This is a genomic window from Halosimplex pelagicum, assembly GCF_013415905.1.
Taxonomy (GTDB): domain Archaea; phylum Halobacteriota; class Halobacteria; order Halobacteriales; family Haloarculaceae; genus Halosimplex; species Halosimplex pelagicum.
In genome coordinates this window covers 3,993,778-4,012,851 of the sequence record NZ_CP058909.1, presented here as the reverse complement: position 1 = coordinate 4,012,851, position 19,074 = coordinate 3,993,778, and the positions used below count along the sequence as shown (strand labels likewise).

The following is a 19,074-nucleotide window of genomic DNA, read 5'->3' as shown; positions in this document are numbered from 1 at the left end:
TTGGCTGAGTGAGTCTGTATCAAGAATGCCATACATCGAAAATCCCGCTGATATCCAGTGGTACCGAGAAAAGTTTAGTGACATCTGGCGGTCGGCAACTCTCACATACTCTAGTATCGAAGTCAATGGAATACAAATCCCGAATGGGGAACTCAAATTTTCTCGTGAATCTTGTGAAGAGGGCTCGAAAATTCTGTATCGGGAGGGCGCTCTTTCGATCTACGAGGTTAGCACTACCGCTCCGTTTGACCTGCTTGAGCAGATAATCAGCGGGAAGATTCCCATAGGCGACGGAACAGCTGATATCAAAAGCGAACTCCGTCGACATAACCCCAGCAATTACTTCCAAGACGGTGTTCGGGAGGGGCGTGTCCGGGAAACCCGTCCTCGAATGGAAGTGAACGCTGCCGTCAGTATCGACATCCCGGAAGATGTTGAGGACGAGTACTCCGAGGTGGTCGACGAGTTGGATGACCAGTTGATGCGTGCAGATGAACCGTACTACGATCTTGGATGCTGCGAAGGCTACTACTTCGATTATATTTTTCGGTCGGATCGTGAGACCCCGGCGATCCTGTTGTTCGCTGATTCAGGAATGGACTTCTCCATCAGTGAGTCGGGAACGCTCAAAGTGGTTTCTCCTACGAGTCTGTTTGAGGAGTTGTTCGTCAGTGTACTCCCTCAGAAGCCATACGACGAGCACAAGGGCTGGCAGATCAGGTTCGATGAGAACCAGTTGGAGTCATTGGATGATTGCCGGTCACGCTACACCGAGGACTTGGAATTAGAAGACATCGATGAGCTCTACGCAGTCCTGTATCTTGAGGACGAGATGGTCAATATGGTCGAACATATCACAGGCGACGTCGTCCCTGAGAACCCTCGCTACGAGATCATGCAGGCATTCGACCAAGACAACAATTTAGAGGGATACCTGGAAGGACACAATGCGGATTACTTTGAGGTAGCAGTAGTGAACGCCTTGAGCACGGCGGGCTGGCTTGTCCAGTGGTACGGAGACGATTCGTTCGTTATCCCTAGTTTCTCGGAAGACGTACCGGGGGCTCCATTCCAGGAAATCGACGTAATCGCCTACCACCCTGAGAATACACAAATTCTCTTCATTGAGTGGACTAACCAAGATATCTCCAAGAAGGAGCAAATCCTTGACCGCACCCAAGCGGTGAGCTCGGTACTCGAAGATTATCATATTCCAACAGATATCGGCCTAATCGAACCTTTACAAACGATCCCGTGCGTGGCGACCCCTCAGAAGCCGACGGAGCTGAGCGATGACGTGGTGGATGAGTTTGAAGAAAAAGGTATCAAAGTCCTTCACAGCGAACGTTTGCAAGCGATCTATGCAGCAAGTCAGGATACGACAGAAACAGTAGACGTAGATACCTAGTTCATAGAAATCATCTAACGCTCTATCGCTACAGAGCTTCGCTCCGTTCCGGAGGATTGTATCTTAACGATTCGACCAACACTGCTGTATTCTCCGGCCAAAAATTTCACGGCTTCCCTCTTCATCAACCCCGGCGGTATCGAACAAAACGGCGAGTAAATTCTCCTTCCATATCCATATTGATCGCAAGTATCCTCAAGCCCTAGCCGAGCGTTCGAACTGGTAGTCAGTTCACCTCGTACTGAAACTCGACATCATCCTTGTCGAGGTTCTCAAGCTCCTGTGTCCTCGTCCGCTCCACACGTCCTAATATCCACGTTTTCAGTTGGCGCCGGTGAGTCGGATACCTACGGTTAGTAATCCTGACATCTCCGTCCTCAACCTTGAACGATATCTTGCCTCGCCGCGGTCCATGCTCCCTACACGAAATCTGGTATTTCAGATCGTGCCTACCCTCGTTGAATATCGTCTTCCCGAGCCAGAGTTCCTGGACGTCTCCCTCATATACCACGTTTTCGAGGTAGATGTCATGCCGGCGCCCGCCGCCGATGAATCCTGACTTCCTGCCGCTCCGAATTTCCATAACCGCCTGGGGCGGCTCATAATCACTTACTATGGAATCAGTCGCGTCGATGTCGTTGTCGAATTTGAACGCGTCGGCGGTGATGGTGAGCTGGACATCGCTCGCTGAGCTGTTCCCGACGTTCGCGAGCAGCAGCATAATAACTGCATCAGCATCTCCGTCTTCATCGGGTCCCCTTGAGCCTGAGACGCTTTGCTTGACCTCAAGAATCAACTCAGGCCGTTTATAGAGGAAGGAGTACGACGTGACTGCGGCAGTAGTGAGGATCGCAATCGGCACGATATTTTTGACGATAAATCTTCCCAAGGAGTAGATTAGATTCGCCGTAGTGGCGAAGATATCTGGGAGCATATCGTATTCTGAGACTTGACCGGGCTTTACTTAATGCTACCTGACAAAACTATAGCGTCGGATTTTCGGTCACTCCGATGATTTACTTATTGGACGATCGGTTAGCCTGAAATATAGTCAAGGCGTGGGAAATTCTCGGGGAGAATCCGACTTCGAGATTATGGAGAGATCGTGGCCTCCGATGAAGAAGTCCTTGAGCAGCGTCCATACTCGTTGTCAGAGCTAGGTGTCTGATTTTCCAGCGAGGGCTTGATAGTCCCGTATTTCTAATTGCGTTGTAAGAATGACAGGGGAGGAGGAGACTGAGGAACTTGATTTTGAGGAGTTCATGGAGACGATTGAGGAACGGCGAAGGGAGCGCCGGGAGCAGGTTTCCTTCGAGTGGGTTGAATCCATCCGTGAGGCTGGCGAACTCTATCGGGAATTGGAGGATATTGAAGCTGTTTCAGAAGAGTTGAATCGTCCTGAGGAACGCATCAGGGAAGCTGTTACAGTCTACCGGTTGATTTTTGAGGAGCCTCCAGAGGAAGTCGCAGTGAAAGCGTCAACACCCGGTCGAGCGTTCTTCTCGCTTGAGCAGGACGTTACTGAGGAATTGGGTGATGGCGAGGAGGAACCTATCGAAGACCTACTACGGGAGTACGTTGGTGCGATCTACCTAGAGCAAAATGTGGACGAAAAGCCAATTGGAGAGCCTCCAGAGGAATCTACGCCACCGCCAGCGGTGGACTTTTCGGAGATTGGTGAGCAGATAGCAGATAGCTTCACGTTTCCTACAGAGTCGATATTGGCCGCCAGTAGGATCGGGGAGTTTCAGAAGAGCATCTTGGAACCGTTCGCCGCGAGTCAGGCGAGTATCCTCGCAAATATCACGGAACCCATCGCCGCTCAGCAAGCGAGTATGATCGCGAGTCTCGCGGAGCCAATGATCGCTCGGCAGGAGCGTATGGTTTCGTCCTTAGTAGTTGCCAGTCTACCGGATATGACGAAGCAGCTCCAGTTACAGCAGTCTATCGTGAACTCGGCGATCTCAGGAGCATTGTCAGATACGATGGCGGATCTTCGGGTTCCAGAGCCTATTCTCGCTGATCTTGCCGCAATTCAGCCAGCAATCAATGCTGCTGCTGTCGCTGGGGGAGTAGAAAGTGTTCCGTCCACCGGAAGATCAACTGTTGCTGAGGCTTCTACAACCACAGTTGAGTCGGAGTCATTGGAGGCATCGGTATCGACGGGTCCGTCGACCAGGCCTGCTGATGCGACGATGGAAGCCGCGATGCCGAATGCAGATGCGTTCTCGACGGAACTAGCGTTCGAGATCCCGGCGATGTTGGTTCAGTCAATCTTGGGGACGGGACCGACTCGTGCTTGGTTCAACGGTCTGCCCAAAGGAGCACAACAGTCCGTAATTGGGGGTCTTATGGTCGGTTTGTCCTACTACTTCACCCAGGATTTGACCCTTTCCGGTATCGCAGCTACCGTCATGACTCCTGGTCTTCGCGAGATTTTGACCGATGACTAACACCGTTTGTTCTCAATCGGTTAAATGCGAAGTCGTCTGACTGATTCTGTGTTTCGCGGCGTCGGAGTACAATTACTGAAGCCAGGTCAGATTCGACAGGTTAGAATCCGCTGAGAGAGATAAATATATCTCGGTTGACAATCCTCTTGGTGTACTCGATTGGTTCAAAGTCCTCATACTCTTCCTCGGTGAGCACTCGTTCTTCGGGCGTGCCTGAGGAGCCACCGGAGCCACCGGTCTTCCGGTAGTATATCTTCTTACCAAGGAACACCATCATTGCTTCAATCAGGGTCACCATGGCAACGGCGGTTACTACTGTAATCCCGATTCCCACTGGACTCGTTGCCGTAAACTGGTTGAGCGTCATCCCTGGTGCAATATAGGGATGGACGAACAGCTTAATTGCTCCACCCCCAAATAGTGCGAGGAACGCCCAAGATGACAGCGTTTTCAGCTCATCAACGGGCGACTTAGTGAATGCGATTAGTGCGGCGAACGGTGAGAGAATGGCGAGGAAGGCGAGTACCGGATGGACGCTTCCGTTGAGGTTCGCCAAGTAAAGCTCGATTCCGCCGATGCCTGCTGTACCCACAAGAATGTGGTGACGTCGCTCGAAACCGTACGACCACTTCAGTAATCCACGTATGTCAAGCATAGCGGCGATTTTGGCTACATTCCACTTCAATCTTCTTCCGCACAGAATGTTGGAATCGGGTGGTGAGCGCTACACACCGAGTATCAGCCCGTAAATTCATTGTCCCGGACGTTGACTCACGATAATTGAATATCGATGGCGTAGAGATGGTTTGAGAGTTGACGAGAGAACTCTGTGTTCAACACAAATAGATCTGACCACATTTCGGAGTTCCTCGTGGCCGATATGAAGAGTTGGTATCTATCACCCCCTCGATGGGTGAGGAGTTCGACATAGGGCGAGTTCCCTCGGAGAGAGCGATGACAACGAGAGACATCTACGAAACTGGCTTCGATGAAGACGTCCGAACAGAGTTGAGCGCGAACCAGTGCTCCGAGTGCGACGGACGGGTTACGACGAACACGGTCGAAACAGTCTGTGAAGATGTGACTCATTATCGATGAACAATACCTCGATCACGGGCCGGAGTGGCGAGTGTACGATGAGGACGAGCGCGAGCGGACAGGTGCCCCACTGACCGCAGCCCGCAACGACCGGGGCCTCTCGGCCGAGATCTGGCGTGGAACCGATGCCAACGGGAACGAACTCTCCGGGCAGAAGCGCCGGCGACTGGCCCGGATGTGTCGTGAACAGACCCGTGGTAGGTGGCGATCGAAGGCCGAACAGAACCTCGCTCACGGGCTCGACGAGGTGCGTCGCCTTGCGAGCGCGCTCGACCTCTCCCAATCGCTCTGCGACCAAGCGTGCCGACTCGTCCGGAGTACTCAGAACGAGGATCTACTTCGTGGCAGATCTATCGGGGCACTCGCCGCAGCCAGCGTGTACGGGGCCTGCTGATGCAATGGCCGGTCGCAGCGCCTCAATGATATCGTGACGGTCGCGACGGTCGAGGAATCGCGGGTCACGAACGCGTACAAGATACTCAACGAGAAACTGAGAGTTTCGGCCAAGCCCGCGACGCTGACAATGTACATTCCGCGACTCGCACTGGAACTCAACTGTCCAGATCCGGCAGCGGGCCTGAACCCTCACAAAACAGGCCGAAGACCGTGGCGTAACGATCGGCGTCCATCCGCCCATCTTCGCTGCGGCCTGCCGATACAAGACGGGGAGCAACAGAGGTAGTGGGTGACGCAACGTGGTGTCTCTGAGTCCGGAAACGTCACGCCGGCGACTGTCCGGGCACATCACGAGGTGGTAGCGGAACAGGTTGCCTGACGACGCTCCTGTACAAGCGCCGATGAAAGAGATGATTTCTTAAGGAAATTATTTGTTTCTAGAGGGCGTAGTAGCCACTATGACCGACACGTGGGACGACGTCAACGAGCAGGTCAAAGCGGACTGGAAAGAGGAGACCACACCATTCGAGCGGGTGTACGAAATCGTAGAACAGACCCGCGACGGGCAGTCGGCAGCCGAGATCGCAGATCGCGCCCTCGTGAGCGAACCGACAGCACGTCGCCACTGTAAGACGCTCGTGAACACGGGCTTCGCAGAGACGGATCAGGACGGTCAAACAACCTTGTACAAACGTAACAGCGACCGGGTTCTGATGTCCCGGATCCGCGAACTCCGCGACGAAGCAGATCGGACGGAGTTGGTCCAGGGCATCAAAGAAATGAAGTCCGATATCCGGCGCTATGAGGACCGCTACGACGTGGTGTCTCCCGAAGAACTCGCCCAGCAACTCGACGCCGGCGAGGCGGAAGGGTGGGATGACCTCACGGCGTGGCGCACGACGCGGCAGAATCTCGCGGTCGCCCAAGCAGCACTCGCTTACGACGAGGCCAGCCACCAACTCGAGGTATGAGTGACGACGACCGTGCTGGTGAGTTCGGGCCGATCTATCTCCCAGCACTCCAGCGGATTCGTGACCTTTGGCTCGAACTCGAACCGCTCGTCGACACAACTGCGTACGATGACGTCGTCGCACCCACAGAACTGCAGATCAGTCTTACCGACGGGCTCGTCGATGCCGACAGCGCTCGGCTTGATATCCAGTGGAGCGAACTGGGGATGTATTCGTTCCATTACGTCGATAGCGACGACGTCAACTGGCGCTTCGATCGCCACCCGAATACACACTCCCCCGAAATCCATTTTCACCCCCCGCCCGAGGCCGCCACGACGACCGCCGAACCGTCCTGTATCGACGTGACTGAGGTGTCGCTCGTCACTCGTGCCGTCCACACGATGTGGCGGGCAGCGTACGAGAACGACGATGTCGACCAACTGAATAACGCATCAAACCCCCCGTAAGACGGCAGTAGCGTATGGCGCGGTCATCCACGTCGATGAACTCATCACTGCCGAGGGGATTGGCAAAGCAGAATTCGTCTCGTTCCGCAATGAGGCAGAATGACCGCGTTAATCTTGGAGGTCCGCGACGGTACGTCCAAGCTCCCGTGCGTGTTCGCTCTGGCTTACGTCGTACCGCTCTTCTATTGAGCGGAGTTGTTCTTGGAACGTCATTATTGGGCCTCCGACTGCGTCTAGTCTAGACAAAGCAGTTCCCGGATAAGAACCTGTTCCCAGTCGTTCAGTGAAGAGTGATGTCTGTCGCTGTAATTGAAAATGAGTCGTGTTTGTTACAGGTGGTCTACGAACTAAGCGTTGCGCGTCATTCCCAGAACGATTCTTGGTTGTCGTTGATCCTGGTTGGTGGCGGCTGATCTGCGTCGGGTGGCCAAGAGCGAGTGAATGAAGAGCGGGACGGTGATGAGTGGTGTATTGACGATAGATCTGTCGTGCTATATTTCTGGAGTGCGTGCCCACAGTATGGATTTCGGTGTTTGAGTGGGGTAATGCGATTGATTATTGGCGTTTGAGGGCTAACGTTTTAAGGCGCGTGGCGGTTACCCTCGTTTGCATTCATGATAGACCAAATTGATGATGAGGACGTGACGTGTAGAGAGATCGAGTCTGAAGCGTTCCTGGAAACGTATGCGCTTTCAGACGAGTACCATGACTTCGAAGAGGAGACGCGAACCGTAGTCACCGACGTTCCCTGTTGCAAGGTTGCGTTCATTGAAGAGGAGTGTTCGTACTGTTCAGCTCGGTTGTCCGATGTTAGAGTTGTTGGCGATGCACCGGAATCAATGGATGAGTACAGGCGACTGCTTTATGACGTGTATGAGTGGTTCTTCGACGACCCACGATCGCATGACCGATTCTCCCTAAGCGGCGGCATAACCGCTGAAGGGCGTAACATGCAGCTAGTGATCACATCGAACTTGAAGGACGTAGTCGAATACGCCCGTGACGACGCTGAGATGGCGGTAGGGAAGCAATCAAGAGAAGAGATCTGGACGAAGGTTCTTGGTCCGGAGTACGCAGACGCTGACTGAGACACAGGTTGACCTGAGACTGCCGGCAGGTTTGTGAGCCCTGGTCGGAGAGTGCGTGGTTTCCGGGTGAAGGTCGGGGATAGGTGGGTTCACGGCTACTGTCGGCCGAGATCCCTGACTGGTCGGCACATGATGTCTCAGAAAACAGCTCCCTCAGCCGTTCTTACGGGCGTCTAAACACGACCCTCTTGTTTTCTTTCAGTTCACTGGGCCTTGTTTAGACGCCCAATTTCAGGCTTTTGAGGGCTTGTACTCCGGTTGGGGATGAACAGACGCCGTTAGTTCGGGTCGTCCAATTGTTTAGACATACCGAATCGCCCGGCTACTGCAACCAATCCAGGCTGATCAGACCGATCTCGGCTCGGAAACTAGCGATACTCGTCGACTATTACGCCTCCCGGACTCGGGAAACAGTACTCTCAGCCGCTCTTACCAGCGTCTAAACACGGCCGTTCACTGTGGTACTGTTTGATTTGTTCAAGCTTGACTGAGATGACTCGTTCGTCAGCCACGCAGTCCGTCCTCCGCGATCCGGTCGATCACGTCGCGCTGTCGGTTGCGAAGCGTGGTACTCTGTTCGTCGAAGGTTGCTTCGACGTCAGCCTTGAATCGCTTGAACGCCCGTTCATCGCCACAGATGAACCGACCGTTGACTGCGTCGTGCGCGACCTCCAACGGAAGCACCTCAATATCGGAGAGATCGATGAACGGAGCATCTTCCCGTTGGATACTACCGGAGAGGAAACACCGTTTTTCGAACCGCTCGTGGCGGGAAAGGCCTTCGGCGAATTTGACGGCGATATCGAGGTCCGACGAGCGGGTAGATTGGCCAGTGATCTGCGACCCGAACGCTACCGCGAACTCGACAGTTGGGTCTGAGCAAATGGACTCTCCGAACACGTCAAGTACCGCTGGTCACTCGCCGTTCACGCCCATGCGCGCAATGCCGACGTGTCGCTACAAAATAATTCCGCTGTGCCGAGTCATCTGTAGAGAGAACGTTCGAATCTGGCCCCAAAACGGGTCTGTTCTGCCCGGCAATCACTCAACAAAGAGCAATCAGCAACGTCGGTTTTTTTGGCCCGTGAGGAAGCTATTCTCCGAGATAACCGGGATAAAGTTGAAAAGAAGCGCCTGCTTTTCTTCATGTCTTACCAAGCACGTAGTGTGTCCCGTTTCAAATTGCTTGGTAAGATTCGAGTGGGACTGCTCTATTGAATCCGATGGCAGCGGAGTCAGCGGACTAGCAGCCAACTTGAGGAGAAGGCAGCGAGAGATGAGTGATCAAAACCAGCTTTCGCCCTCCTTGACATCCTCCTCCGCGTTCACGCGGAGGACTCCCGAGCGGTGGGAGTTTCAGGTTTGGAGTCCAGTTACCTGACTACCACACCTTTCGGGCGCGGGTAGTCCCACAGTCTCGGTGTGGTGGACTGCTGGCGGTGCCAAACCGCCGGTACCCCTCTCCTCGACTATGTTTGGCGTCCCTGTGTTGTTTATCCCACGGAGACGCCGGCAAGCGTCAACGGACTTGGGAGTATCGTTTGGGTTGCTTTGAGCAGTCGGCACGGGCATACGCTTCTAGCATGTGTGTTCACCGACTGCCCTTTCGGATACTGTCTCATTAGATGGGTGGACAGGCCACCTCCGAAGGGCGGTTCGGAATCCGCTCCGTTCCGACCGATTCCTATGCTTCGGTAGGACGGCCTGTCACTTAAACGTCATTGTGGGAAACTCGGGGAAGGCGTTTGAACGGTGGACTGTTAGCACACATGACGGCGCGTATCCACGGCCTGAAGGCCGTGGTATTGCGCCTGTTCAGCGTATAACTATTTCATAGAATACCTGCATGCCTTGGTCGCTCTGACTACTGTTTCGAACCGTAGCGAGTTTAGAAGTCTCCCACAAAGCGCACGGACCCCGGAACCAACTGAGGAGAGACCGAGTTAGGTGGCTGGTACTACGTTGCTGGCTCCCACAGTTTGAAGTGATAGCTATCTGACTTAGAATTATCCTGCCATGGCTTTTGACTCACTTTCAGAAGCTGTAGAACTGCGTGACCGGGCAAAAGACGGTGAGCTCACGCGCGACGAATTGGAGCGGTTACTCGCACACGCCAGTGAGGGGGCCGACCAATACACGTCGGTGACCATTACAGCGATTTCCTATGGCATCCAAACAGGACCAGAGGAGCACTTCGACCGAGCCAAACCGCTGGTGTTTGGGCTGATGGAAGCTGTGGCCGAGGTGGAGCATGACGAGATTCGTGCTCCCTTTCTTCACCTGGCAAATTCCCTTAACATGGTCGGAAGCGAACGGCCTGAAATCGTTGACGATGACTACGTGTCGCTTGTCGCTGCTCTTGAGGACGCCACCGGGATCGAGCCAGCAGCTATCTCGATGGTGCTCTCGATCCCAATCATTGGTGAAACAGACCGTGACTACCTGACCCTTGATCGATTCGCCAACTTCTGCGACATCTGTCAACAAGTGCTGGAGACTGTTCCATACGACGAATTACCGGGACCACTGGGACTGACCACTGGTGCACTCACCAGGGCAGCCCACCACGCTGATAATGAGGCGTACGTTGATGAAGCAGTTGACCGCATCGATCTACTGCTCTTGATCGGCAATCCTGAACCACCACTCCGAACAACTGGAATTGACTTTCTAAAACGACTAGCGGATCTTAACCCGGAGCCGCTCGGGCTATACGTTACTGCGCTCATTACCCGGCTGGATGAATCAGGAGATCCGGTAACCCTTCGCTCGGACTCAGTTATCCAAGATATGTCGGGCCGGCTGCCGGAAACTGCCACTCGTCGCGGTGCTGCGGCACAGGCTTTGGTTTCCCTCTCGGAGGCACACCCCGAGCAGTGTCTCCCGCTGGTTGAGCGTCTTGATCAACTACTTGAAGATGACTCGTCGACAGTTCAGCTTTCTGCAGTGGCGATAGCGGTGCGTCTTCATCAGCAATTGGATGAGCACAGTATCATTGATCCGCAAGCCCGGGAAGAGCAGTTCAAGGACATTATTGAGACAACAAGTGACGCGGACAAGTGGTTCGTCATTACCACAGATGTGTTGAAGGAACTGTTCCTGAGTGACGATGAGGATGCTCAAGAACTCGCGGTTTCGGTGAGTCACTCACTGGTTGCTGTCCTAGAAACGGAACGTGAAGACCGATCTGAATCGAAGACTATCATGCAATTGTTTGTTCTAGCAGCTATCCCCACCCCGCCGATTGTCGATTATATCGCTAATATAGATGTTAGCGACGAGGATGCAGCACCGTTTGAACGCATCCTTGTTAGACTGATCTGCAGTCAAGAATTTGGAGATGAATTCATGCAGCAGTACAGTGATGACGTAAGGACGGTTATCGAATCACGAACGCCACACCTCATTGCCGAAGAAGCTGTGGAGATTGAGGATGTCGAGCGTACGCTTGAGGCGATCGATCCCGAAGTGGGCATGACGAATGAACATAGGGATCGACTCACTCAGGCGCAAGATGATAGCATGTGAGGACAGAGAAACGTTGTATTGTGTATTGGGTGGTGTTATGTCCGCATTGGGAATTTCCAGAGCATAATATTATATAGGAATCAGATATAGTTCAGGGAGACTAGTGATCTGCGTTTTTACTCTTTGGACCACTCTCCTTCTTCCGAGTCATATATTAATATCTCAGGTTCCGATTTCTCTATAATGTCCGCGGCGTCGAAATCGTGGTCTTCTTTAATTTCATCATCCATCGCTGTTCCCGCTTCTGTCAGCAATCTCGCCATGACAGCTGTATCTACATCTGACAATTCAAAATCTGATAGTGTTTCAAACCGCATTATCGATCTACCGTTGACCGTTACTTCCTCAAACTGGTCAAATCTCTCCGGTTCTGGTGGTTCATCAGGTGTCATAGTCTCAATTTTCATGTTGAAAGTGTAGCACTTCAAATTACTCATTCCGCTCAACCTGAGCAATCATAATGTGACCAATCAGTTACGGCGCGGCGTAGTGTAATAATATAACATTTAAACCGGTCTGTAGAAGAGATTTGTTCGCGGGTATTGGTGACAGGGATTCCTGACTGTCAGTACCTGACTATGACCGAGGCACGGAACGTCAGAAGTAGGGTGGGGCAGGTTACGCATCCTTCTCAGTTTGCGAGCGCTGTTCCTCTGCCTGCGCATGAATTCGGTTGATTGCGTCCTGAACGACGGACTCATCGACATCAAACGCTCGTGCTGCATATGTGATTGACATTTGGACCGCGAAGTAGGTCATCCGGATCTCTTCGCTAGCGCGAGCGATCGCCGGCGGGACACCTCGTTCGCCAGTTTGCTTCTCAGTTAACCCATCAGCAACCGTATATATGTCGGCATAAAGTCGTGCCGCAGGCAGGTTCTCAAACGAGTTTATTTGCTTCTGAGACTCCTCAAAACAGTACTCCTTCGTAAGATTCCGCTGCTTTTGAATGATACGACAGTTACAGTCGTACTCTTCGATCACTTTCTCTTGGTTCTCGCTCATAGGGGCCTCCGCAATTTCGATGAATCTATTCCTGGTACAGCTCCTCTAGTTTTTCTGTGAAATAAATATACTGACGATCTACCGTTTTAAAGCCGGTATTCTCCCATTTGATCGGTTCAATCTCCTTGCCTCGGAGCCCACCGTTGTAGTGGATTGTTTCTTCTTGAGACTCGGTGTACGCCAACCCCTTCTCGGCCAAGCTGTCCATGACCTCGCCCAAAGTATAGTCCCAAGTGCTGTTAATAAATGGTTCCGCAGGAACCCCTTCTTCAATCATAAGCTCAAACGTGTCTTGTTCCAGGGCTTTGTCGCCAGCTGTTAGAACAAGCTCTATGAACTCTTTCTCACTTTCGTTCAACATGATTTTGTTCCTCGCTTAGTTCCCTCTCTTACTAGGCTGTGTGTGGGTGGAAAAATCAATGTTGAAGCACGTTTCGAAATTTCCATCCTAGTCTCCAGTCCCCGGAACTATGTATCGTTGTACTCTATTGTACGCATCGATACCGGTAGTTAATCATTCAAATTCCTAAACTATTTGATTGATTTATTTTAGGTTTGGACATCGATATTGGGCCTACTATCGAGAGTGGGGTCAATATTTTCCCCAAGATGGACTCCAGCGACCTCACATCCAGCATACGAATCTGTAATATTATATTACTGGAGCAATTGAATCAATTTATGAGCAGGACACTTACTGACGGTCCGAAGTGCAAATGTGGAAACAGAGACTGGTTTGGAAAGAGTGATAATCTGTGGGTTTGCTCAAACTGCGAAAGAGAAAGAAAAGCACAACCGAATGGCGTAATCATTGATGGACCAGAGTGTAAATGTGGAAGGAGTGATTGGTTTATAGGTGATAGTGTATATCGCTGCTCTTACTGCGACCGCTACAGAGATAAATAACAAGGTTTTGCTGAGCGAATCGGAGAAGCAAAGAATGGGGATATAATCCGTTGTAAGCCATTCTTGCGAAGCGGCAACTATTCACTACATCAGCTGCTCGGACTGCCACGAAAGGACGGTTTAAACAATGGTCATCTTCGATGCAGACTCATGGATCGCTCCGCTGATTCGATAGAGCAGTTTGGGCAATCACAACCCGCAACCACGTGTAGCCGGGAGGATTGAATCCTCTCCGCTGTAAACCGTATGGGCAGGACAGTCACGCGGGGATTTCGTAGCGACAAATTTCACAGGCTCCACATTCGGGGCACTGCTCCGTTTCTGGGTCGACTGTGGTCCCGCATTGTCGACACTCGACGACTACGATCGTCTCGTCTCTGAGGAGGAGCCGTGTCAGTACCCCTCGGACACCCATCGTCTATTACTGTACAAGTGACTGCGGATTAATAATGGTGGACGGTGGGTTTCAGTGGAAACTCGGTGCGTCCGGAACGCAGTCGACCAAAACCTTACATTTACGGACGCTAGATGTGCGAATGGAAGGACCACTGTCACACGCTCCTTCCACCCCTTTCCATGAACGCCGACGAATCGTCGCTCGGTCGGTGCCCTGACTGTGGCGAGCAGATTCCCGAGGCGTGGCTGTTAATCGAGTACGAAACCGACGAGAGCGAGACGGAGATTTGGGCCGAATGCCCGACGTGCGAAGACGTTGTTGCTCCTGAATAACGAGACCTCCGGTCAACAACATGGGTGGGGCTCACCCTGTTAGGCAATTGCCCTCCGAAGGATACCGTGACCCAGAATGACCGACACTGTGGATTCAATCAGATATAGCAAGGGTTCGCTTCAACAGTAGGTTTGAAGTCATCTCGGCGTCAGCAATTGACAATTTGAACTGATCCAGTATGAAGAATCTTGACGACCCCATAGTCCTACCGGCCGGTGTCGAGTTACGGAGTGCTGAGCCCATCGATAGGTGCGAGATCGAATCACTCTGGGAGTCCCGGACAGGGTTTGAAATTTCGCAGGTGCTGGATGGCGTGTTTCACGATGAGAAGCCAGCTTATGGTTTTGTAGCGACCAAGGTTGAGACTGTGCTTGGTTTCGGGGTCGTGATCTGTGTTCCCAGAGACAGCGCCGAGGAGCGGTTCTCCATCTCTTTGAACGAGTATCCATTAGGCGAAGAAGTTGCTGTCTTCCAGGCTAGTGCCGTCCGGGAAGACTGGGAAGGGAAAGGTATTGGTTCGGCCTTGATGGATGCGAGACTTCGGTTCACTCGGAAAATCAGTGTTGACTCAGCCATCGGGACGGCGTGGCTCCGCCCCCATACGGTCGATTCTTCGATTCTCTTCGAGAAAATGGGGTTCGAACGGCTGGATACTATCGAGAACTTCTATCAAACAATCGATGACGAACGTGACTGCCCCGATTGTGGAACTCCATGCGGATGCTCCGCTGGGATCTATGTTTGGACGCCACCGGCTACAGACTGAGATTCAGTATCATTTTCACCTATTGCTCACGAACAACTTGGTCCCCATTCTCCACTAGTGCCGGTTCAGGATCCACGTTCACTGACTCTCGGATCTCGTCTAAGACACCCTGGAACTCATTGTCCTCGGTTATGGCTAGAACTGCAGCGACCACAGTCACAGACCGGCTGTTTCCCGCAGCACAATGCACAAAGACCGTCCCGCCCTCATCTCGTTTCTCCAAAACCACTGAAACAGCCTTCCGGAACTCGTCGACAGTATTCGACTCTCCGTCCGGCATACTACAGTCGATGGCTTCCACGTCGTCAGGATACTCGGGTAACGGGTCAAGACCGCACAGCTTGACGACTACGTCGACGGAATAACGCCGATACACCTTGTGATTCCCTGCTGCGTGTATGTCCCCAAAAAGCAAGTCATCTCGAAGTTGATTCATCGGTATCACTCGCTTTCTGTATAGCAGTAGAACACTCTCAAAGATAACCCCATACAACTGGTGTGTCTATAGATCCAAGCTCACGGGTTTGAATCTAGAACTTTTGAGTTAAGAGGGTTCCAGCAACTGCAGTGTCTTCGAGTCGGGTTCATTGTCGTAATACTGCTTGAGAGCAGTTCTAAATGGCGTTGGGTTGTTCGCAACTGCGTCGAAAAGCGTCATCGAAGAACGAAACTTCAAGTCGTCCGGCGATCCGAATATCTCGTTCGCTGACCGACCTTCGACCTCGTTCACCAGCTCTGTACACTCACGCAGCCGTGGCCCGAGTATCGGATGCGAAAGGTATGCCTGGGCTTCTCCCCGGGAGGAGATCGCGTACTGTTGGGCCTTCTGACTGCTGCCGAGTCCTTCCATTTGCGGGAAGATAAACCACATCCAGTGCGTGCGTTTCCTGCCTGACCGGAGTTCTTTCTTTACCGTATCAATGACGGGGTCTTGTGCCTCAACAAACCGCTGCAGTTCATACGGATCGTTGGAGCCTGCCATCTATCCCACTGTTCAGTTTCATGAGTGGTTGTTCATGTAAAAAGTCTGGTGGTGGTGTGTGACAGTGAGTCATCGACACGTGTCGACTGTTCAGGAGTTTATTCGATGATCAATGCCGTCCGAGACAGTTAGGAAATCTCCTCGCAGAATAAATCTTCGACGAAAAGTTCGTGTTTCAACCGGACCAAGGGAGTTCCAGTGGACTACCTCATCTCCGATCTGCATCTGGACCATGACAATATCATCGGGTATTGCGATCGGCCGTTTGACTCGGTTGACGCGATGAATGAATCCCTAGTCGAAAATTGGAACGAGGTCATTGATCCTGACGACGAGGTACTGTATGGTGGTGACCTCACTATCCGTTCGTCAACAGGAGCTCTGCTGGACTGGCTTGATGAATTGCATGGTGAAATCGTGTTCTTGCTTGGGAATCACGATGGCACCGTGTTGGAGGGACTGGATCGAGTCCGGTTTGTGGAGGAATTCCGGTTCCAGCACCGAGGTGTCCCATTCAACGCAGTTCATGATCCAGCGGACGGCCCCTCAAACCCGTCTGGTTGGGTGCTCCATGGGCATCACCACAACAATTGGCCCGACAAATTCCCGTTTATCACTCACGACGAGCAGCGGGTCAACTTCTCGGTTGAGTTATTAGAGTATCGGCCACTGGCGATCGATCGCCTCGTCGATTATCTGACGTTGGGAAAGCGATTCCCTGACCGGGCCGCCGCAGAACGCGCTTTTGAGCAGGACAGTTGAACCCCAAGATATCGTTGAAAGTGACGCAGGGAGATAACGTACCTAGTGCCGTGAAGGGCAGTTCGTGGACTCCATGGCTAATCCGGTTAGTGTGTGAGTGATTCTCACTGCTGCGAAGCATTTTATCGGTCAGAGCGGTCCCTTGCTGGTATGGGAGATCTCGCGTTGCTGACGAGGAACGCTGAAGAGTCGCTTCCAGCGGAAGAGGTGCGAGCGGTGGCGAACTCTCCAGTCGGGAAACGCGCGTATGTCGGGTACGAGCCGTCTGGCGTTCTCCATCTCGGGCACATGCTCACTGCGAACAAACTGATCGATCTCCAGAATGCGGGGATGGACGTGGTTGTGCTGCTCGCTGACGTACACGCGTACCTCAACGGGAAAGGGACATTCGACGAGATCCGCGACACTGCGGAGCAGATGCGCGACCAGTTCGTTGCCTACGGGCTTGATGAATCGTCGACGGAGTTCGTCCTCGGAAGCAAGTTCCAGTTTGATGATGACTACGTCCTTGACCTCAATGCACTCGCCCTTGAGACGACGCTCAACCGCGCTCAGCGTGCCATGGCCGATATCCAGGGTGGGGAGACAGCGACGGTGGCGCACGTCATGTACCCGTTGATGCAGGCGCTCGATATCGAGTACCTTGATCTCGATCTTGCGGTCGGTGGGCTCGACCAACGGAAGGTCCACATGCTCCAGCGTGATATGCTCCCCGCCATCGGGTACACAGCCCGTCCGGCGATCCACACACCGATCCTCGCAGATCTCACGACCGGGATCGGGAAGATGTCCTCCAGCACGAACCCTGTTACCGGCGGGGAGAGCCTCACTATTTCCTTCGAAGATGACACGGCTACTCTCCAAGAGAAAGTCGAGAACATATTTTTCCCACCTGAACGCGATCCTGTGTTCGAGGACTACTACGAACCCACGAATTACGGTCTCGAACCCGCTGAAGCGACTCTCCACAACCCGGGACTGCAACTGTTCGAGTACCATGTTTTCCCCCGGTTCGAGAGCGTGGTTGTAGACCGGCCTGACGAATACGGCGGGGATGTCGAATACGATTCATACGAGGCACTTGCTGACGCGGTCGAGTCGGGTGACCTTCACCCGGCCGACGCCAAATCCGCGTTAGCAACGTACCTCGACGACCTTATCGCGCCTGGGCGTGCCCAACTCGAGTGACGAAGGGACAGCTGATTGTTTCAAGTTCGCGGGCACGATTGTTGCCGAGAACGATTTTCGAAATGGTTAGTGCCGAAATCGGTCCGTAGTCTGGAGAGGAGAATGCGCTGTGTGGCGGCCTATTGGTGTTGTCATGAGACCTGCAAACACCATCGCAGAACCCATCCGGCGGGCAGTAACTATGATGATCGCTCACGAGCGGTCACTGGTCTCGGTTTGGGCCGGAACGTCGACGGGTGAATCGAACAATGCGTAGTACCCTTCGCGGTCCGCCGCCCGCCAGAGGATCGGTTCGGCGTCTAGGAGTTCCTGACAGTGCCAGAGGTAGACGAGTCGACCGATCCGACCGTTTCCGTCGGCAAACGGGTGTATTCGTTCAAATGCAACGTGCCATTCAAGCGCGTTGACCGGGTCAGACGGCTGCCATTCCAGCAGTTCAGTCATCGCGATGTCGATGATTTCTGGAGCCGGTAGCTGTCGCCCACCGACCTGTACCTGACTGTCTCTGTACTGCCCGGCGACCTCAGGTTGACGGTGTTTCAGAATCTGCTCGTGCGCTGCTTGGAGGACTTCGTGGGTGAGTTCTTCTTGTTGACGGAGGTACGTCCACGCGTCGAGACTATCCGAGAGGGCACGTTCGGTGTGGACGCTCTCGATCGCGTTCGACTCCTCAAGGAATTCTTCGACATCGACCATCGTCCGCGATCCCTACGAGTGACTGTCGGAAAAATATGTGTCTACAGGCCGAACAGACCGAGTGCTTCGGGGCGTCCCCCAGGTGGTTCACGATTCGGTTTACAATTGGCTTGGGCATTTCAAGAGAACTGGCCGAATGTACGCCGAGTAAATCCCCGATCAGTGACACCATGCTGTTCTCGACTTCTGCGTCAGTGGTTTCGAGTTTCGCTACGCCGGCACCGCTGTGACCGCCACCGTCCCCGCCGAATTCGCGTGCAAGCAACTCCAGAACTGCTTCGGAAGCGCAAGCTCGATGTTCGTTGAGTCGCGTGTTCGGACCACAACGCGTGTCCGGTCGCTTCGCGGAGAGATGGTGACGGCGATATCGGGGTTGCCGGGGAGGAGTGCGTGTGCTGCAGCGGTTTCCTCTCCACCAGCAGTGGTTGTGAGTAGTATCGTTTGCCCGGCCCTGTACCCGTTCGCTCTGAGGGGTTTCCGCGGTCGCCATCCGTTCACCCCTTGGACATCGGTTTCTCAGAGACCGGGCAGAGACAACACTGTGCAGGCAGGGTTCGATGACCTCTAGGATGTCGTAAACCGGATTGATCCTTCACACAACTGGAGAACATACCGGGCGTAGGCCTCCACTTGGACATCTGTCCGAGG

Annotated in this window: 19 protein-coding genes and 1 pseudogene; 11 read left to right on the top strand and 9 right to left on the bottom strand. The window is 53.2% G+C overall.

Annotation, left to right across the window (positions count from 1 at the left end; all coding sequences use genetic code 11):
- Positions 1-25 precede the first annotated feature (25 nt).
- Positions 26-1,408, top strand: coding sequence for a hypothetical protein (locus HZS54_RS20135; RefSeq protein WP_179918838.1), 1,383 nt, complete (start codon positions 26-28; stop codon positions 1,406-1,408).
- A gap of 226 nt (positions 1,409-1,634) precedes the next feature.
- Here HZS54_RS20135 and HZS54_RS20130 read toward each other — a convergent pair whose 3' ends face one another.
- Complete coding sequence (locus HZS54_RS20130) at positions 1,635-2,342, bottom strand: hypothetical protein (protein ID WP_179918837.1); 708 nt, start codon at positions 2,340-2,342, stop codon at positions 1,635-1,637.
- 283 nt (positions 2,343-2,625) lie between these two features.
- On the opposite strand from HZS54_RS20130, the gene HZS54_RS20125 reads away from it, so the two are divergent.
- Positions 2,626-3,861, top strand: a complete 1,236-nt coding sequence (locus tag HZS54_RS20125) for a hypothetical protein (RefSeq protein ID WP_179918836.1) — start codon at positions 2,626-2,628, stop codon at positions 3,859-3,861.
- A 100-nt stretch (positions 3,862-3,961) separates the two neighbouring features.
- Here the strand turns inward: HZS54_RS20125 and HZS54_RS20120 are convergent, their stop codons facing one another.
- A complete protein-coding gene (locus HZS54_RS20120; RefSeq protein WP_179918835.1) occupies positions 3,962-4,516 on the bottom strand; it encodes a hypothetical protein in 555 nt (184 codons plus the stop codon).
- A gap of 299 nt (positions 4,517-4,815) precedes the next feature.
- Between HZS54_RS20120 and HZS54_RS26745 the strand changes: the two are divergent.
- The 4 genes and pseudogenes from HZS54_RS26745 (at position 4,816) to HZS54_RS20100 (ending at position 7,863) form a co-directional block, all read left to right on the top strand.
- Positions 4,816-5,734, top strand: a pseudogene (locus HZS54_RS26745) (transcription initiation factor IIB).
- Between the two features lie 79 nt (positions 5,735-5,813).
- On the top strand, positions 5,814-6,326 hold the full coding sequence (locus HZS54_RS20110) for a winged helix-turn-helix domain-containing protein (protein WP_179918834.1): 513 nt from the start codon (positions 5,814-5,816) through the stop codon (positions 6,324-6,326).
- Positions 6,323-6,775 carry a toxin-antitoxin system TumE family protein gene (locus HZS54_RS20105; protein WP_179918833.1) on the top strand — a complete coding sequence of 151 codons (453 nt, stop codon included), beginning with the start codon at positions 6,323-6,325 and terminating at the stop codon, positions 6,773-6,775. The genes HZS54_RS20110 and HZS54_RS20105 overlap by 4 nt, the downstream gene beginning before the upstream one ends.
- A gap of 614 nt (positions 6,776-7,389) precedes the next feature.
- The gene (locus HZS54_RS20100; protein WP_179918832.1) at positions 7,390-7,863 is read left to right on the top strand and encodes a hypothetical protein; all 474 of its coding nucleotides are present in this window, start codon (positions 7,390-7,392) and stop codon (positions 7,861-7,863) included.
- 504 nt (positions 7,864-8,367) lie between these two features.
- Here HZS54_RS20100 and HZS54_RS20095 read toward each other — a convergent pair.
- Entirely contained in the window at positions 8,368-8,763 is a 396-nt protein-coding gene (locus HZS54_RS20095) for a nucleotidyltransferase domain-containing protein (protein WP_179918831.1), read from the bottom strand.
- A gap of 1,116 nt (positions 8,764-9,879) precedes the next feature.
- On the opposite strand from HZS54_RS20095, the gene HZS54_RS20090 reads away from it, so the two are divergent.
- Positions 9,880-11,391 carry a hypothetical protein gene (locus HZS54_RS20090; protein WP_179918830.1) on the top strand — a complete coding sequence of 504 codons (1,512 nt, stop codon included), beginning with the start codon at positions 9,880-9,882 and terminating at the stop codon, positions 11,389-11,391.
- A 116-nt stretch (positions 11,392-11,507) separates the two neighbouring features.
- On the opposite strand, the gene HZS54_RS20085 is transcribed toward HZS54_RS20090, so the two are convergent.
- The 3 genes from HZS54_RS20085 to HZS54_RS20075 form a co-directional block, all read right to left on the bottom strand.
- Positions 11,508-11,798 carry a hypothetical protein gene (locus tag HZS54_RS20085; RefSeq protein ID WP_179918829.1) on the bottom strand — a complete coding sequence of 97 codons (291 nt, stop codon included), beginning with the start codon at positions 11,796-11,798 and terminating at the stop codon, positions 11,508-11,510.
- Positions 11,799-12,009: 211 nt separating this feature from the next.
- A complete protein-coding gene (locus HZS54_RS20080; RefSeq protein WP_179918828.1) occupies positions 12,010-12,396 on the bottom strand; it encodes a hypothetical protein in 387 nt (128 codons plus the stop codon).
- 25 nt (positions 12,397-12,421) lie between these two features.
- Positions 12,422-12,757, bottom strand: coding sequence for a hypothetical protein (locus tag HZS54_RS20075; RefSeq protein WP_179918827.1), 336 nt, complete (start codon positions 12,755-12,757; stop codon positions 12,422-12,424).
- A gap of 1,121 nt (positions 12,758-13,878) precedes the next feature.
- Here HZS54_RS20075 and HZS54_RS20070 point away from each other — a divergent pair.
- Positions 13,879-14,031, top strand: a complete 153-nt coding sequence (locus HZS54_RS20070; protein WP_179918826.1) for a DUF7837 family putative zinc-binding protein — start codon at positions 13,879-13,881, stop codon at positions 14,029-14,031.
- A gap of 179 nt (positions 14,032-14,210) precedes the next feature.
- Positions 14,211-14,798, top strand: a complete 588-nt coding sequence (locus HZS54_RS20065; RefSeq protein ID WP_179918825.1) for a GNAT family N-acetyltransferase — start codon at positions 14,211-14,213, stop codon at positions 14,796-14,798.
- Positions 14,799-14,817: 19 nt separating this feature from the next.
- Here the strand turns inward: HZS54_RS20065 and HZS54_RS20060 are convergent, their stop codons facing one another.
- Positions 14,818-15,234, bottom strand: a complete 417-nt coding sequence (locus tag HZS54_RS20060; RefSeq protein WP_179918824.1) for a dual specificity protein phosphatase family protein — start codon at positions 15,232-15,234, stop codon at positions 14,818-14,820.
- 108 nt (positions 15,235-15,342) lie between these two features.
- A complete protein-coding gene (locus HZS54_RS20055; RefSeq protein ID WP_179918823.1) occupies positions 15,343-15,780 on the bottom strand; it encodes a DUF1810 domain-containing protein in 438 nt (145 codons plus the stop codon).
- Between the two features lie 198 nt (positions 15,781-15,978).
- Here HZS54_RS20055 and HZS54_RS20050 point away from each other — a divergent pair, with 198 nt between their 5' ends.
- Entirely contained in the window at positions 15,979-16,542 is a 564-nt protein-coding gene (locus HZS54_RS20050) for a metallophosphoesterase (RefSeq protein WP_179918822.1), read from the top strand.
- A gap of 150 nt (positions 16,543-16,692) precedes the next feature.
- On the top strand, positions 16,693-17,730 hold the full coding sequence (locus HZS54_RS20045; RefSeq protein WP_179918821.1) for a tyrosine--tRNA ligase: 1,038 nt from the start codon (positions 16,693-16,695) through the stop codon (positions 17,728-17,730).
- Between the two features lie 192 nt (positions 17,731-17,922).
- On the opposite strand, the gene HZS54_RS20040 is transcribed toward HZS54_RS20045, so the two are convergent.
- Entirely contained in the window at positions 17,923-18,426 is a 504-nt protein-coding gene (locus HZS54_RS20040; protein WP_179918820.1) for a Fic family protein, read from the bottom strand.
- Positions 18,427-19,074 lie beyond the last annotated feature (648 nt).